Below are 14,329 nucleotides of genomic sequence, written 5' to 3'. Positions count from 1 at the left end.
CCGGGTCCGAAAAGAATGGCGGGAGGGTAGGCGATGATGCACACCTGATCTGCGTTGTGTGCACATCGGCACCGAGCCTCACCCCATCGGTAGAATCGCGGCCATGACGTCCACAGCCGAACTGACGAAGATCATGTCCCCCGATTGGGCCACGGCGCTGTCTGGCCAGGCCGATCGCATCCATGCCATGGGCGATTTCCTGCGGGAGGAGATCGCCGCCGGGAGGAGCTATCTGCCCAGCGGAGACAAGGTGTTCCGTGCCTTTGCCGAGCCCCTCGCCGAGGTGAAGGTGCTCATCGTCGGTCAGGATCCCTATCCGACCCCCGGACATGCGATCGGCCTGTCCTTCGCCGTCGATCCCGAGGTGCGTCCGCTCCCCCGGTCGCTGACGAACATCTACAAGGAACTCAACTCCGACCTGGGCATCGAACCTGCCGCACATGGTGATCTGCAGGCGTGGTCACGACAGGGAGTCATGCTGCTCAACAGGGTGCTCACTGTTTCACCGGGCGAGCCCGCATCACACCGCAGACGCGGGTGGGAGGCCATCACCGAAACCGCGATCGCTGCACTCGTCGACCGGGATCAGCCGCTCGTGGCGATTCTCTGGGGCCGTGACGCGAGGAATCTTGCCCCGTTGCTGCAATCGGGTCGCTCCGAGGTCGCGATCATCGAGTCCGCGCATCCGTCACCGCTGTCAGCCAGCAGAGGCTTCCTCGGATCCCGACCGTTCTCGCGGACGAACGAACTGCTGGGACAAAAGGGCATACCGCCCATCGACTGGGCCCTCCCACCCCAGGACTGACCAGGCCCAGCCTGGGCGGGCCAACACTGAGCGGGCCGATGCTGAGCGCGGAAACACTGACCGGGCAGCCAGTGGGCGTGCCGGCACTCAGTCGCGGGGTTCGACCGTGTCCAGAGTGATCGTCGATTCGTTCGAGCGTGCAGATTCGGCGGTCTTCTCCACAGCGTCTGCCTTGAGGTTCTTCAGCGGCCGGGCCAGGTAGCTGCCGAGCACAGCACCGACGGCCAGTGCCGCATTGGCAAGAATTGCGGTGAACAGCGAGGACAGTCCCACTGCGAAGGAAGTCGTCTCGGATTCGGCGACGATCTGATAGACCGCGGTGAAGATCGACAGTCCCTGCAGCAGGGTGTAGATCGCAGGAATCATGAGCACGATGGCAGGTGCGCCCAAGCGCAGGGACAGCGGTCGAGCCAGGAAACCGGTCACGGTCGCTGCCAGCAGACTGGCCAGAACGTTGTCGATCTCGAGGACCGTCAGCACGGTGATCGTGATGTAGGAGGCAAGACCGACGAACGCCGCTGGCAGGATGAATCGCCTCGTCGACTGCATGGCGACGACGGCCGCCATTGAGACGACTGCCGCTGCGATCATCGAGGCGATCGCGGTGAGGACGTGTACACCGGTCTTGGGCACGAGAACCTCGATCGGGTCGAGGCCGATCGCTTCGCCGGTCACCACTCCCAGTGCCAAGCCCGAAACAATGCCAGCCAGAGTCAGGACCACTCCCACCATTCGTCCGGCCGCGGTGAGCGGAAAATTCGTCAGGGCATCTTGAACAGACGAATACAGAGACTGCGTCGGCAAAAGCAGTACGATTCCGGCAGCAACAAGGTACTGCGGTGATTCGATGATGCCGAAGTTCCCGGCCACCATCGCCACCAGGGTCGCGATCGCAGCCTGCAGCGTGGTGATGAAGAAATTGGGCAGACTGGTGCGGCCGATGAACTTGCCGCTCTCCCGGATGAAGATCGCCATGACGATTCCGAGGACTGCTGCAACGGCTCCGCCGCCGAGCAGCACGACGAGGCTGCCGACCATCAGTCCCCAGGCACCGGTGACGAACCATTCCTGATAGGGACGTCGCTGGAACCTGATGGCGTCGAGTCGGCTCCGGGCATCATTGAATCCCAGGTTTCCGGCAACCAGGTCGGTGACGAGCTTGTGCACGGAGCCGAGCTTCGCAAAGTGGATGGATTCGCCCCGGTTGACGCGCATGACGGTCATGAGACGGCCATCAGAGGTCGAATAGTGCACGGTGAGGGTGTTCGAGGTCAGGTCCACCTGGGCAGTCGTGAGCCCGAAGGCCGCGCACGCCGCGATGACGGAGACCTCGATGTCGGAGGTGCCCGCGCCGGCGCGCATCATGATCGCGGCGATGTCGGCCGCGAGGTCGAGGACCATCCTGGCCTCGTCCTCTCCGGGCTCGCTGGCCTGCACCGGAGCTTTGTACGGGCTGCCCTTGAGTGCGGTGACGATCGGCACCGGCTGAGTGTTGACCGAGGCACCGGAGACGAGTCTGCCCACGGTGCGTCTGGCCACGCGCTGGGCGACCCGCTGGGAGGCGCCTCTATGGTCGGCCTTCGGCTTCGATCTGGCTGTCGTCGCTCTCGATGTCTTCGGGCCAGCAGGATCGACGTCCTCGGGCTTCAGCGCTCCTGTCGGTGCTTCGCGCAGCTCCTGCAGGCGCTGCTGACGAGAGAGTTCGAGCAGTTCCTGCAGCGCCGAGGATCCGGCTTCGGCCTGGTTCGCACCGTGCTCAGGTCCGGACGACGACTGGGCGTCGACCGGTACCTCGGCGGTGGGGGCCTCTTCTGTGCTGTCGTCCGTCACGGCTCACTGATGAGAGTCGGGCCAAATGGGTCCGCCACATCGGCAGAACCTGCTGCGGCGTCGAACTCGAAGACCTTGCGGCCGGAGACGAACACCTGATCGGCGCGGGAGTTCAGGTCGAGTGGGTCACCGGACCAGATGACGAGGTCGGCGTCGCGTCCCGGTGCCAGTGAGCCCAGCCGGTCATCGAGTCCGAAGATCGCGGCCGGGTTGATGGTCAGCGCTTCGAGTGCGATGACCGGGTCGAGCCCCTCCTTGACAGCCAGAGAGGCTTCATGGATGAGGAAGTTGATGGGGATGACGGGATGGTCGGTGGTCAGGGCGATGCGCACCCCGGCCTTGGCCAAGGCGCCAGCGGTGGCCAAAGTGCGATCGCGCAGCTCGACCTTCGACCGACTGGTCATGAGGGGCCCGAGGATGACGTCGATGCCCTTGTCGGCGATGTAATCAGCGATCTTGTGGCCCTCTGTGCCGTGGTTGATGACCAGTCGGTAGCCGAATTCCTCAGACAGTCGGATGGCCGTGGCGATGTCATCGGCGCGGTGGCAGTGCTGGTCGAAGACGAGTTTTCGCTCGAGGACATCTGCCAGAGTCTCTTTTTCAAGGTCACGTTCGAAGGGTGTGCCTTCGGCTTCGGCGTGGGCCCGCTTCGCCTGATAGTTCTGCGCATCGACGAAGGCATCGCGGAAGATCTTCGCAGTTCCCATGCGCGTGGACGGGGTGACGTTCTTCTCACCGTAGACGCGCTTCGGGTTCTCTCCCAGTGCGGACTTCACGGACAGGTCCTGCGTCACGAGCATCTCGTCGACGATCCGACCCCAGGTCTTGACGAAGGCGGTGCGCCCGCCGATCGGATTGCCGGATCCTGGCTTGATGAGCGCCGAAGTGACTCCCCCGCGCAGTGCATCCTTGAATCCGAGGTCACTCGGGTCGATGCCGTCGAGGGCACGCACGCCGGCACCATTGGGATTCGTCATCTCGTTCGTATCGTCACCTGACCAGCCTTCACCATCCTCATGGACGCCGAGGTGGCCGTGGGCTTCGATGAATCCCGGCAGGACCCAGCGTCGACCGGCGTCGATGATCTCCGTGCCGGCAGGCAGATTCTGTGCGGAGTCGGCGCCGGAATCCACCGAGGTGATAGTTCCGTTCGAGACCAGGATCGTGCCGGATTCGATCGGTTCGACACGGTGGCCGTCAGCGTCTGCGATGGGCACTATCCGAGCATTGGTGATGGCGAAATCAGTGATCTCGGGAACCGGAACCGAACGATACATTGTGCTCCTCTTGCAGTGACCTTCACAGATGAGATCCGTCTCGATTCGAGTCTACGCCAGGCGATCGGCACCGGTCACGACGTGGTGCCGCCGGGGTCTGCTGCAGTCCGTTCTGTTTCCGGCAAGGCAGTTCGACCTGATTCCGGCAAGGCCGATTCAGTATAGTTCGGAGTCAGAGAACCAATGAGAGAAGGACCCTGCGATGCTCCAGACCATCACGTCATATGTCGCGATCGGCGACTCCTTCAGTGAAGGGCTGATGGACCATGACCCCAACCAAGAGGACCGTTACTTGGGATGGGCCGATCGTCTGGCCGGCAAGCTCGTCGACTCCCCTATCGGCAGCCCCGAGCTCACCTACGCCAACCTGGCCATCCGCGGGCGTCTCCTCGATCGGATCATCGATGAGCAGGTGCCCAAGGCACTCGCCCTCAAACCCGACCTGGTCAGCTTCTGCGGCGGGGGCAACGACTGCCTGCGCCCGACGGCCGACATCGATGACCTGGCCGATCAGTTCGAACGCGCTGTCGTCGCCTTCCGCGAAGCCGGCATCGAGGTGCTCATGTGCAACGGCTTCGACACGGAGATCAGCTCACCTCTGATCCGAGCCGTACGTCCGCGCGTGGGCATCTACAACACCCATCTGTGGTCGATCGCGCAGCGTCACGGCTGCCACATGATCGATGTCTGGGGCCTGCGCCCGCTCTACGCCGATGAGAATTGGGCCGATGATCGGATCCACCTCTCACCCGAAGGCCACGATCTCGTCGCCGATCAGGCGCTGGCCACGCTGGAGAGCGGACACTCGCTGCCCGTGACAGGGTTCGCGATGCCAGCACGTCCGACTCGGCCGATCCGCGCCGCAGTCAGCGAGGAGTCGAAATGGGCCCGTGAGCACTTCGCTCCCTGGGTCGGTCGGCGCTTGCGCGGACAGTCCTCGGGAGACAAACTCGATGCGAAGCTTCCCGAACTGACACGCGTGCGCAAACCCGAATGAGACAGGACGAGCGCTTTGCCGCCCTGGGCGACGCCGGTGCCGATCTCGGTTCGAAGCGGGCGGCTAACCGGCATGAGTACGGAACCGAGTCCGATCAGTTCCTTGAGGTCTACGGCGACCCGGGCACCGCCTCGGCGACGGTGATCCTCGTCCACGGCGGCTACTTCCGTCAGCGCACGGATCTTGCCCATGCCCGGCCTATGGCCGTTGCCCTCGCCGAGGCAGGGGTGCTGTGCGTGCTCATCGAGTACCGACGCGCAGGTGGGCAGCCCAACTGCCTCGATGACGTCACCGCCGCCATCGCCTTCGCGAACGGCTCGCTGTCGGACTGGAATGTGAACGCACAGGCACGGAAGAATCTCGTCGTGACGGGCCACTCCGCCGGTGGATGCCTGGTGCTGTCCTGGGCGAGCCACCTGAACGAGGACGGACCCGAGTTCCGGCTGCGGCCCTTGGCACCGGTCACCGATCTGTTCCGGGAAGTTGCGGACGGACTGGGAGAAGGCGCGGTGCTCGACTACATGGGTGCGCGGCCGGAGACGGACCTGGCACCGTATCTGCGCGAGGATCCGCGCTCTCGAGTGCTGTCCATCCCCTCTCGCGTGGATCTTCGCATCCTCCACGGGGACCGGGATCAGACTGTCGACATCGGTTTCTCACGGACGTTCCCGGCTCGGCTGACCATTGCCGAGGGTGCCGATCACGCCGACCTCGTCGATCCCGAATCGCCCTACTTCCCGCTCACGGTCGACACGCTCCTGGGCTGATTCGGCTCCGGCCGGCTCACGCCGATGTGCGCCGTGCCGACCCCAAGTCAGCACGCTGATTCGACGTGTGCAGGACTCACGCGCCGGCGGCGACCGTCCGGACGTGGGCGCGTGCAGGCTCTGCATACGTGGCGCGCAGCTCGGCGAAGAGTCTGACGCTCCTCTGACCGGGCCAGTCCGCGGGCAGGGCGCTGGGTGGAAGGCCCGGATCGACGTAGGGGATCGTCTTCCAGTCGTCGACGCAACGCAGCCACAGCACGAATGCCTCACTGGGTTCGGGACGTGGCTGCGGGGCTGAACCGGTGCGTTCTGCACCCGCCAGGTCCGGCGCCGAACTCTCTGCGTGCGGGGCTGAACCGGCGTGTTCGTACCGGTGAAGAAATTCGGTGTGCCGGGCAGCGAGCGTGTCCAGGTCCCACCATTTCGCTGCGGCCCGGGCGAAGGGCTCGGCCGTCAGCGGTGTCTGCGTGATGAAGATCGTCGCCCGCTCTCGGACGTCGAGGTTCTCAAGAGCGTCCTCGACCTCCGCGCGCAGATGCCCCGGAGCAATCCACAGTCCGTCAGTGACCGCCCCGAAGCCCAACCCTGTCAGCGCTCGGCGCAGCTGAACTCGTTTGGATCGGTCCACCTCGGGCAGAGAATAGGACACGAGGCACCAGGGTTCGTCGTCCTTCTGTCCGCGGTAGGAGAAGATCCGGCGATCGCCGCGTTCCAGGTCGGTGACGGCCGCGGGATCCAAGCGATACCCGGCCACTGCCTCCCGCTCCTCGGGGAGGAACAGACCCTTGCCCTTGAGTCTTGAGACCGCGCTGCGGGCCGAGGAGTTCGACACCTCGGCGGTGGCGAGGAGCTTGAGCAGAGCGGCGACCCGAATCCACCCGCCCAGCTCGCGCAGGTGGAGTCCGACGAAGGTCCGCAGCAAGGAGGTCGGATTGCCGGGAGTGTGATCGAGATCGACGATCGGACTCAGAGCCCCGGACCATTCGCGGTGCCGGGGCCGTTTTCGATGCCGGTGCGGATGTCGAAGAGCTCGGGGAAGAATGTCAGGTCGAGTGCCTTCTGCAGGAAGCCGACGCCGCTCGACCCGCCGGTGCCTCGTTTCATTCCGATGATCCGCAGCACCGTGCGCATGTGCCGGTAGCGCCAGAACTGGAAGTTCTCCTCCAGATCCACGAGCTCTTCGCAGCTCTCGTACTCCAGCCAGTAGTCCTGCGGGTTCTCATAGATGATTCGGAAGGAGTCGAGAAGCTCCTCGTCGAAGGTGTGCGCCACGCTCACATCCCGATCGAGCAGTCGCTGCGGAACCGGAAGGCCTCGGCGGGCGAGGGCACGCAGGAACTCGTCGTAGACGCTCGGCTCGTTGAGGTACTTCTCTAGCTGCGCACGGGCTTCGGGCTCACCGTCGAAGACCTGCAGCATGCCGGCGTTCTTATTCCCGAGCAGGAATTCCACGGCCCGGTACTGCCAGGACTGGAAGCCAGATGACTGGCCCAGCTCATCGCGGAAGCCGACGTATTCACTCGGTGTCAGGGTTGCGAGCACCGACCACTGCTCGGTGAGGGTCTTCTGGATGTGCTTGACTCGGGCGATGCGTTTGAGTGCCAGCTGGAGCTGGTCAGTGGCGATGAGGTTGCGAGCGTCGAGAAGTTCGTGGATGACGAGCTTGAACCACAGCTCAGTGGTCTGGTGCTGAATGATGAACAGCAGCTCGTCGTGGTGGACCGGTTCGCTGACGGGGTGCTGGGACGTCAGCAGGCGGTCGAGGCTGAGGTAGGAGCTGTAGGTCATCGTCGACCGCAGGTCCGTGTGGATGCCGTCTTCGAGATCCCGTTCGTTCTTGGCCGCGGTGGAGTCGTCATGAGTCATGACAACCAGTGTATTGCGATATACGTCCGGTCGGACTAAGTCTGCAACATCAGCTCGCACCGGGCCTACGCCGCTCGGGGGCGGCGATCTCGCGCACCTGCTCGACGAGGCTCTTCCACTCCCCCGGCATCTCGGCTTCGCCGAAGCGCACAAGGCCGAAGCGACTCTCGATCACATAGACATACCTGTCAGCCCCGGCACCTGAACCGCCGGCAGTCTGCGCGCTCGCCTCGCCCGGCCACGGGAGTTCTGCCACTTTCGGACCGATCTCCTCCCGATGCTCACTCGAGTCGATATCGAGGTCCCAGACGAGCAGCAACCCGCCGATCCCACCGCTGCGCTCGACGACGAGGTGGCCGAAGCTGTCGCTGCGGGCCCTGCTCCCATCGCTCGCACCGGCCGAGTCGCTCGGACGAGACGCCTCCGCACTCACCAGCTGCTCCCCACGTTTCCGCGGCCGCCGCCACCGGTGACTCCCACCGCGTCCCAGCTTTGGACGAGCGCGTCGTGAACGTCGGATCCCTCTCCGAACTGGTCGGCCGCCTCGGCGATGGTCAGGGCCGCGAAGCCAGCGAAATCGGTGCGGGTGGTGATATCGGATCCGGTCAGCACGGCGAACCACACCTGCCCCACGGTCTCCCACGCCGGGCCGCCGAGGCGGGTGGCGGCGAGCGCAAAAGCGCGGTTGGGGATGCCGGAGTTGAGATGGACCCCGCCGTTGTCCGACTCTGTGGTGACGAAGCGGTCCATGTGGTCAGGCTGCGGGTCCTTACCGAGGACATCATCATCGTAGGCGGTTCCGGGCGCGAGCATCGAACGCAGCGCTTTGCCGGTGACCTCGGGGGTGAAGATGCCAGCGCCGATGAGCCAGGTGGCGCCCTCGGCATTCTGCCCGGAATCGTGTTGTTCGGTCAGAGCTCCGAAGACGTCGGCGCAGTGTTCGTTGAGCGCACCGGGCTGCCCGAGGTACTCGAGGTCGGCGGTGTGGCTGATGACGCCGTGACTGAGCTCGTGGCCGATGATCGACAGCGACCCGGTGAAGCCGGTGAAGACCTCGTCGTCGCCGTCACCGAAGACCATGAGCCGTCCGTCGAAGAAGGCGTTGTCGTAGTCCTGGCCGTAGTGGACGCTCGCGATGAGCGGCATCCCCTTGCCGTCGAGCGAGTTGCGGTCAAAGGCCTCGGCGAAGAGTGAATAGGAGGCCCCGAGCCCGTCGTAGGCCTCGTTGACTGCCTCGTCCGACACCGATTCTTCGCCCTCGCTGCGGACGAGGGCTCCCGGCAGGGTCTCGGTGCCCTGCGCGTCGTGGATGAGTCGGTTCACCCCAGCACTGGCACCGATGACCTGAGAGTGCATCTCACCCTCGGAGTCCCGTGCTCCCCCATCCGGCGTGGCCACCGGAGTGTAGCGCAGCCCCTCGGCGCGCAGCTTGCGAGAGGACTCGTCGGAGACCTGACAGCTGCGCGCGGCTCGGGCGGCTCGGGGGAACTTCTCGCCTCCGCGTTCGGCGATCGCATCGAGCAGGTAGGGCGGGATGACATGTCGAAGGCTCATATGACCAGGGTGCCACTTCTGCCCGTGCATTGGTGGGACCGCTCCCCGGGAGCCATCAACGTCAGTCGAAACACTGCCAAAGAGGATCCCTCTGCTGGCGCCTCGGCAGGCTTCATTCTGCGCGAGTGGACCAGAAACGGCACCCGTGTACTTGAGGACTTCGTCGACGCCCTCAACTCGGACGATCTGCTGCCCGATGTGTGGGCCGATGCCGCGGCGGTCGACACGAGCAACCTGCATGCGACGCCCGCCCAGCTGCGGGAGATCAACGATCGGGTCCACAAGACGATCGACGCAATCGTCACTGAGTTCCGCGGCCGCAACGACCCCGGATCCCGTCCCGTGCAGATTCAGTTCAACGCCTTCCCCCTGATCGATGGAGAGGAAACACCATCATGAGCACCTTGCTCAACCCGATCCGGCCGCCGACCCGCCATCGGGGCCCCAGCAGGATCGTCGAACGCACGACGACCATCACCCGCGAGATCTTCCTCGACGATCCCGCTGAAGGTCAGTCTCGATCGGGCACAGAGACAGTCACCGAACTGCAGCGGACCTCGAGCCCGCAGCGTCGATGCCGCGAAGGCTCACGACATGAGGCACTTCATCAGTCTCCCGAACTGAGCGCAGGCTCCCGAACTCACGCTCTCGCCTCGGCGACGGTGGACGAGTCGCCCCCCTTCGGCGTTGCCACGATGAGGGTGATGACGATGACGATCATGAAGAAAGTCGTGAGGAACGTCGGAATCGGGATGATCGGATCGAGGAGCACGAGGACCGCGCACACCGGGATGACCGTGTTGACGACCCCTGAGGCGTTGGCTCTGATCGCCAGCAGCCACACGCCGAGGACGAAGACCACAACCGACACGGACACCGCGAAAGTCGCGAGCACCGGGTCAAGAGCGCTGTTGCCCAGCTGCGAATCGACTTCGATGCCCACCCCGGCCGAGAACGCTCCGGCAGCAGCGAAGATGAAGTAGTGGCCGTAGCCGTAGGTGAGCGAACCGCCGAGGCTGCCGATCGCCCGGTGATGGGGCGGCCAGAAGTAGATCCACCACATGGCCGCAGTGACGAGGAGGCTGAGGATGCCCAGAGACACCAGCGAGACGAGGTCATCACTGTCCTCGAACGCTCCGAACACCGCGTTCGCCGAGGCCAGCATGGACTCGCCGAGGACGATGATCGTGAAGCAGCCGAAGCGTTCGGTGATGTGCTCCGGATGCCAGGGCGTCGTCCCCCGCGCTTCCGCGATCACGGGGATGGCCACCTCGGCGAGGACGAGAATGAGGAACCCGGCCAATGAGATCGCCGGATCATCGATGCTCATCCACGCCACCCACAGCACCTGCGCGATGCCGATTCCGCAGGCGTAGGTCAGCGCCGCCCCTCGTGCCTTGCCCGCATGCCGTGCCGCGCGCAGCCACTGCGCGATCATGACCACGCGCATGAGGATGTAGCCGAGGATGAGGACGAGGAAGTTCTCGTCTTCGAAGACCGGTCCGATGCCCGCGGCCAGGATGAGCACCCCGCCCATCTGCACGATCGTCATCACCCGGTAGAGCCAGTCATCGGTGTCGAATGAGGTCGCGAACCACGTGAAGTTCATCCACGCCCACCAGATCGCGAAGAAGATCATGAGGTACTTGCCCAGACCGGCGCCGAGGTGGCCGGCAGTGACCGTGTCATGCAGATTGCTCGCGGCAATGGACACCGCGATGACGAACACCAGGTCGAAGAAGAGCTCGAGCGAACTGGCCGCACGAGAGTCCTCACCTGGGTCTCGGGGTCGCATCGGGGTCAGTCGGAACCGGGCTCGGTGCGCGGCTGCACTGCTCATATCTGTCACCTTCGCATGGGGCCGATTTCCGCTGGGAACAGTCTAAGCTCCGAGCGTCGGCGCGAAACGGTATCCGAACCGAGTGCGGCTTCTTAGACTGGAGCCATGACCCATGCCTCTGTGGACCCTCATCTGGCCGATCGCCGTCTCCTCCTCGTCGAGGACGATCCCACGGTCGCCGAGGTGACCCGCAACTATCTGCGCGCCGCCGGTTTCCTCGTCGATGAGGTCACCGACGGCTTCCAAGCCCTTGAGACCCTCGCCGAGGCGGTGCCCGATCTCGTCATCCTCGACCGCAAGCTCCCCGGCGTCGATGGCACCGAGGTGTGCCGTCGGCTGCGTGCCTTCACCTCGGTGCCGGTGCTCATGCTCACCGCGCTGTCTGCGACCGAAGATCGCATCGACGGCCTCGAAGCCGGTGCCGACGACTATCTGACGAAGCCCTTCTCCCCCAAGGAGCTGGTGCTGCGTGTCCAGTCCATCCTCCGGCGCACCGTCACCGAGTCCACACCCGAGGCCCCCTTCGACCTGGGACCGTTCCACCTCGACGTCTCGGCCCATCGGGTCACCCGTCATGGGCTCCCAGTAGAGCTCTCGGCTCGAGAGTTCGACCTGCTCGCCTTCTTCCTCAAACACCCTCATCAGGTCTTCGACCGTGAAACGCTGCTGCGGTCGGTGTGGGGATGGGAGGTCGGGGACCTGTCGACGATCACCGTGACGGTGAGACGGCTGCGAGAGAAGATCGAGGACGAGCCCTCTCAGGCGAAGTTCCTGACTACTGTGTGGGGCGCTGGCTACCGCTTCGACGTCCCGGACGCGGCGGACAGTGGCGACGCTGTGGACGGGATTGTCCGATGATGCTGCCGCCGCCTGAGATGCTGCGGATCTTCATCGTCGCCTTCCTGTGCTCAGCCGCCGTCGGCGTCCTCGGCGTGAGTTCCCTGTGGCTGAGCAGGCGCCGATCACTGAGAGTGCGGCTGACGATCATCGTGGCCACGACCCTGGCATCCGTGCTCACCGGGATGATCGCGATCTCTGCGGCCATGTACCTGTCCGAGCACGACCTCTACGTGTTTCTCACCGTGGCCTTCGCCTCGCTGCTGTCGACGATCGCGGTGACCTGGTTCCTCGCCCGCGGCATCACCCGTGAGCACGAGGACCTGCGGGCGCTGACGGCCGAGGTCGGTGACGGCCGCGGGCTCGGCGACCTCGGCGATCCGAAGGATGTTTCGGAGACCGCGCTGCTGCGTGCCGAACTCGTCGCGACGAGCCGCAGGCTCGCCGACTCCCGGGACGAAGTTGCTGCGCTCGACCGCTCGCGGCGCGAGCTCGTCGCCTGGATCGCTCACGATCTGCGCACGCCGATGGCCGGCCTGAAGGCGATGTCGGAGGCCCTCGAGGACGGCATGGTCGAGGACCGGCAGCGCTACTACGTGAAGATCCGCGTCCAGATCGATCGACTCTCGCGCATGGTCGACGATCTCTTCGCCCTGTCACGGATCCAGTCGGGGGCACTCGAGCTCGAGAGCATCGAGCTCAGCCTCTCCGACCTCGTCTCCGATGCGGTGGCCGAGCTGCGTCCCGTGGCTGCGTCGAAGGACGTCCGAGTCCACGCGCGCGGACTCAGCGACGTCATCGTGGCCGGTGACCCCCGAGAGCTGACCCGGGTGATCGAGAATCTGCTCATGAATGCGCTTCAGCACACACCGGCGAACACCGAGGTGGTCCTCGAGACGAACAGGAACGCTGAGGGGCAGGCCGTGCTCACCGTCACCGATGACGGGGGCGGCATCCCGTCCGAGGCACTCACCGAGGTCTTCACCACCGGCTGGCGGGGCTCACCGGCACGCACACCCGGCGACGATACGATCACCGGCGACCCGACGGTCGATGACGGCGGGGCGCTCACCGGCAACGCCGGCCTGGGGCTGGCCATCGTCCGCGGGATCGTCGAGGCTCATGCGGGAACCGTAGGCGTGACCAACACCGAGGCGGGGGCACGCTTCGAAGTGTGCCTGCCCGCAATCGCCCCCGCTGGCTGAATTCGCAGGCGCCTAGACTGGTCAGGTGCTCAAACCCATCCTGTGGCCGGTCCTCGCGCCGTCCCTTCTCTTCGCCGTCGGTGTGGGCGCGATGCTTCCGGTTCTGGTCCTCGGCGCGCTCGATCTGGGCTCGAGTTCCTCCTTCGCCGCCGCCATCGTCGGCATCATGGGAGCAGTCTCCCTTGTCGCGACTGTGCCGGCTGGGATCCTCATCGACCGCCTCGGCGACTTCCGGGCGATGCTCGTCGCCACGATGACCGCGGTCGTCGTTCTCGGCGGGATCGTCGCGGCCTTCCTCTGGGACTCGCCTGCCTCGCTTGTTCTCTACACTGTGGCGCTCATGCTCTTCGCTCCGGTCTCCGATGTGTGGAGCCTGGCCCGGCAGGCAGTGGTCGCCGAGGTGATGCCGGCGAAGGATCTGGCCAAGGCGATGACGGCGCTGGGCGGAACTCAGCGGGTGGGCAACCTGATCGGCCCCATCGCCGGCGCCGGCCTCATGCTCGCCTTCCCGCTGTGGTCGGTGTTCGTCTTCGCCGGCGTTGCAGCCATCGCCGCCATCGTCGTCATGGCCCTGCCCATCGCCCACATCCCCGGCTACTCGGACCGCGGAAGCTCCGGCGCCGGTGCGCCGACGGATCCCACCCTCGCCGAGGCGGCAGAGCCTCCCCGCCCTCGCCTCGATGTGAGGTGGAAGGCTGTGGTCCTCGTGGGGATCTCGGTCGCTGCACTGACGGTGGCTCGGTCGGCTCAGCCCGTGGTGATCCAGCTGTGGGGAGTCGAGATCGGGATGCACGAATCGTCGATCTCGCTGCTCATCGCCTTCGGCGCCGCCCTCGAACTCGGCTTCATGTTCCTCGGCGCCTACATCAAGGACCACCTCGGGCGGACGACGACGTTGGTGACCTGCCTGACGATCTTCGGGTCCGGCTTCATCGTCATGGTGCTGCGTCCGGATCTGACCGGCATGGTCGCGGCCGCAGCGGTCATGGCCTTCGGGAACGGTCTTGGTGCGGGTGTGAACATGACCATCGGTGCTGATCTGTCGCCGGCGATCGGACGCGCCCGCTTCTTAGGCATCTGGGCGATCTTCTCCAACGGCGGCAAACTGGCCGGACCGACCCTCATCTCGCTGGTCATCACGGTCGCCTCACTGCGCTTCGGGATCCTGTTCCCGGGACTCTTCGCCATCCTGGGCGCTGTGTGGGCCCTCATCTGGTCCCAGCAGATCGGTCTGCCCAGCCGACGTCGCCGCTGAACACCGGTCGAACTCCCCTGAACCGTCTAGGCTGGTGATGACCCACCTTCATCCCCCCGGACTGCCCCACCCAGACAACCCCGTGGAAGGAGAGGC

General features: G+C 65.2%; 14 protein-coding genes. 7 read left to right on the top strand and 7 right to left on the bottom strand.

Going from position 1 to position 14,329, the window contains the following annotated elements; all coding sequences use genetic code 11:
- Window positions 1-103: 103 nt before the first annotated feature.
- Window positions 104-805, top strand: a complete 702-nt coding sequence (locus tag JFC13_RS07720) for a uracil-DNA glycosylase (protein WP_198396521.1) — start codon at window positions 104-106, stop codon at window positions 803-805.
- Window positions 806-892: 87 nt separating this feature from the next.
- Here JFC13_RS07720 and JFC13_RS07715 read toward each other — a convergent pair whose 3' ends face one another.
- Together JFC13_RS07715 and JFC13_RS07710 are read right to left on the bottom strand one after the other, a co-directional pair.
- On the bottom strand, window positions 893-2,635 hold the full coding sequence (locus tag JFC13_RS07715) for a threonine/serine exporter family protein (protein WP_198396520.1): 1,743 nt from the start codon (window positions 2,633-2,635) through the stop codon (window positions 893-895).
- On the bottom strand, window positions 2,632-3,912 hold the full coding sequence (locus JFC13_RS07710; protein WP_198396519.1) for an amidohydrolase: 1,281 nt from the start codon (window positions 3,910-3,912) through the stop codon (window positions 2,632-2,634). The genes JFC13_RS07715 and JFC13_RS07710 overlap by 4 nt, the downstream gene beginning before the upstream one ends.
- A gap of 202 nt (window positions 3,913-4,114) precedes the next feature.
- Between JFC13_RS07710 and JFC13_RS07705 the strand changes: the two genes are divergently transcribed.
- Both JFC13_RS07705 and JFC13_RS07700 read left to right on the top strand, forming a co-directional pair.
- Window positions 4,115-4,909, top strand: a complete 795-nt coding sequence (locus JFC13_RS07705) for an SGNH/GDSL hydrolase family protein (RefSeq protein WP_198396518.1) — start codon at window positions 4,115-4,117, stop codon at window positions 4,907-4,909.
- Window positions 4,906-5,676 carry an alpha/beta hydrolase gene (locus JFC13_RS07700; protein ID WP_198396517.1) on the top strand — a complete coding sequence of 257 codons (771 nt, stop codon included), beginning with the start codon at window positions 4,906-4,908 and terminating at the stop codon, window positions 5,674-5,676. The genes JFC13_RS07705 and JFC13_RS07700 overlap by 4 nt, the downstream gene beginning before the upstream one ends.
- Window positions 5,677-5,752: 76 nt before the next feature.
- Here JFC13_RS07700 and JFC13_RS07695 read toward each other — a convergent pair whose 3' ends face one another.
- From JFC13_RS07695 to JFC13_RS07680, 4 genes are read right to left on the bottom strand one after another with little or no spacing between them, the layout of a single operon-like run.
- Entirely contained in the window at window positions 5,753-6,598 is an 846-nt protein-coding gene (locus JFC13_RS07695; RefSeq protein ID WP_198396516.1) for a PaaX family transcriptional regulator, read from the bottom strand.
- Window positions 6,599-6,642: 44 nt separating this feature from the next.
- Window positions 6,643-7,542 (bottom strand): tryptophan 2,3-dioxygenase, encoded by a 900-nt coding sequence (locus tag JFC13_RS07690; protein WP_198396515.1) that lies wholly within the window; start codon window positions 7,540-7,542, stop codon window positions 6,643-6,645.
- A 49-nt stretch (window positions 7,543-7,591) separates the two neighbouring features.
- Window positions 7,592-7,975: a hypothetical protein gene (locus JFC13_RS07685; RefSeq protein WP_198396514.1), complete on the bottom strand. Its 384-nt coding sequence runs from the start codon at window positions 7,973-7,975 to the stop codon at window positions 7,592-7,594.
- On the bottom strand, window positions 7,972-9,096 hold the full coding sequence (locus tag JFC13_RS07680; protein WP_198396513.1) for a M4 family metallopeptidase: 1,125 nt from the start codon (window positions 9,094-9,096) through the stop codon (window positions 7,972-7,974). Before JFC13_RS07680 ends, JFC13_RS07685 begins: the two co-directional genes overlap by 4 nt.
- On the opposite strand from JFC13_RS07680, the gene JFC13_RS07675 reads away from it, so the two are divergent.
- A complete protein-coding gene (locus JFC13_RS07675) occupies window positions 9,082-9,495 on the top strand; it encodes a hypothetical protein (protein ID WP_232488367.1) in 414 nt (137 codons plus the stop codon). The genes JFC13_RS07680 and JFC13_RS07675 overlap by 15 nt on opposite strands.
- 241 nt (window positions 9,496-9,736) lie before the next feature.
- Here JFC13_RS07675 and JFC13_RS07670 read toward each other — a convergent pair whose 3' ends face one another.
- Window positions 9,737-10,936: a low temperature requirement protein A gene (locus tag JFC13_RS07670; protein ID WP_198396511.1), complete on the bottom strand. Its 1,200-nt coding sequence runs from the start codon at window positions 10,934-10,936 to the stop codon at window positions 9,737-9,739.
- 105 nt (window positions 10,937-11,041) lie between these two features.
- On the opposite strand from JFC13_RS07670, the gene JFC13_RS07665 reads away from it, so the two are divergent.
- From JFC13_RS07665 to JFC13_RS07655, 3 genes are read left to right on the top strand one after another with little or no spacing between them, the layout of a single operon-like run.
- Window positions 11,042-11,794, top strand: coding sequence for a response regulator transcription factor (locus JFC13_RS07665; RefSeq protein WP_198396510.1), 753 nt, complete (start codon window positions 11,042-11,044; stop codon window positions 11,792-11,794).
- Window positions 11,791-12,978: a sensor histidine kinase gene (locus JFC13_RS07660; protein ID WP_198396509.1), complete on the top strand. Its 1,188-nt coding sequence runs from the start codon at window positions 11,791-11,793 to the stop codon at window positions 12,976-12,978. Before JFC13_RS07665 ends, JFC13_RS07660 begins: the two co-directional genes overlap by 4 nt.
- 25 nt (window positions 12,979-13,003) lie before the next feature.
- A complete protein-coding gene (locus tag JFC13_RS07655; protein ID WP_198396508.1) occupies window positions 13,004-14,233 on the top strand; it encodes an MFS transporter in 1,230 nt (409 codons plus the stop codon).
- Window positions 14,234-14,329 lie beyond the last annotated feature (96 nt).

The sequence above is a fragment of the Brevibacterium antiquum genome, assembly GCF_016107655.1.
GTDB classification, from domain to species: domain Bacteria; phylum Actinomycetota; class Actinomycetes; order Actinomycetales; family Brevibacteriaceae; genus Brevibacterium; species Brevibacterium antiquum.
The sequence above is the reverse complement of the archived record's forward strand: the minus strand, read 5'-3'. Positions and strand labels throughout refer to the sequence as shown.